The organism is Candidatus Binatia bacterium (assembly GCA_023150935.1).
In the GTDB taxonomy this organism is placed as follows: Bacteria; Desulfobacterota; Binatia; order HRBIN30; family HRBIN30; genus JAKLJW01.
Map to the genome: position 1 here is coordinate 1 of JAKLJW010000099.1, position 1,383 is coordinate 1,383.

The following is a 1,383-nucleotide window of genomic DNA, read 5'->3' on the forward strand; positions in this document are numbered from 1 at the left end:
TTTCAGTTGGATTCGTAGTCAATTCGGCTTTCATTGGTGCAGGGGTTGCTTATGCGAAGCAGGAAGCTCAAAGAGAAAGTGGGACCTAACCCCTCCATCGAGCGGACATGCCCCGGCAAGCCGGGTCATGCCGCTCATGTCGAACGTTAGGCCCCGAGGAGGAAGCGGTGCAGGTCGTTGAAATCGACGGAGCGCAGTTCAGCACATTGGAAGAGTTCTTCGCTCACTTTGCCGAACGAGCGGGTACTGCAGGGTGGGGTACCAATCTGGATGCGTTCAACGATGTACTGCGCGGCGGATTCGGAACCCCAGATGCTGGCTTCATTCTTCGCTGGAAGAATCACGCGCTGTCTCGGGAGCGGCTGGGGTACCTGGAGGCGGCCCGTCAGCTTGAGCGCCGGTTAGAGTCTTGTCATCCTTCAAACAGGCAGCAGGTTGCCGATGCTTTGGCAGAGGTAAGGGAGCAGAAGGGCGCTACGGTGTTTGAGTGGTTGCTTGAAATCATTCGTGAGCATGGGCCAGGCGGCAACGAAGCTGATGATGGTGTTCTCCTGGAGCTGGCGTGAGCGCGTGGCCTAACCCCTCCATCGAGCGGACAGTTGTCGGCAAGCCGCCAACTGCCGCTCATGTCGAACGTTAGGCGCCCATCCAGAGAGAGCGCGCTGCTATGCGTCAGCAAGTCGAGCATCTTCTAAGCTTCGGTGTACTTCCATCGGAGCAGTCGGCTACCGTTGAGCATCTGCGGCAAGTTGAGTCTGCCCTCGCTGCCATAGTGACGCCGCTGTCAAATGACGAAGCGTGTGCTCTGGTCACTCTGTTCGGTCAGGATGGTTGCTTTGGCCTGGCTTGGTCACTTGTCCATCTCATCGAAAGCGCGCCTGGTTGGCCCGTGCCCGAGTGTCTTGTTTGCTCAACCAATCCTTGGGTCGTGGCACTCAAAGAGCGGGCAAAAAACCAGGCTCCTTCTCCGAGCACGCTTCCAGGGGGCGTTTCGTGAGCGAGGCGCCTAACCCCTCCATCGAGCGGACATGCCCCGGCAAGCCGGGTCATGCCGCTCATGTCGAACGTTAGGCCTGCTCTATGAGATTCCGAATCGAATTCATCGCGCAAAGGGAGCGACCGGCGTACTTGTTCGCCCGCCAGCTCGAGGCAGGCAAATTCTCGGTTTCCGCAACGTCGCGCCTGAGTGGCGTCCCCATCAAACCGTACGTCTCGCAGCCTCGCGCGCTCACACCGGATGGAAAGCCCGATTTGTCGATATTCACCTTTGTCCTAGCCACAGCAAACGACTTGCCAAAGCTAAAAGTTGGGCAAGAGGTAGAGCTCAGTAACGACAGTCAATGAACAACTCAGCCTCTTCGTCCTGGCAATCCGCGCCGTTCT

The 1,383-nt window shown here is 58.0% G+C and carries 1 protein-coding gene; it reads left to right on the plus strand.

Annotated features, from left to right (window positions below; all coding sequences use genetic code 11):
• Window positions 1–167: 167 nt before the first annotated feature.
• Complete coding sequence (locus L6Q96_23125) at window positions 168–566, plus strand: barstar family protein (GenBank protein MCK6557443.1); 399 nt, start codon at window positions 168–170, stop codon at window positions 564–566.
• Window positions 567–1,383 lie beyond the last annotated feature (817 nt).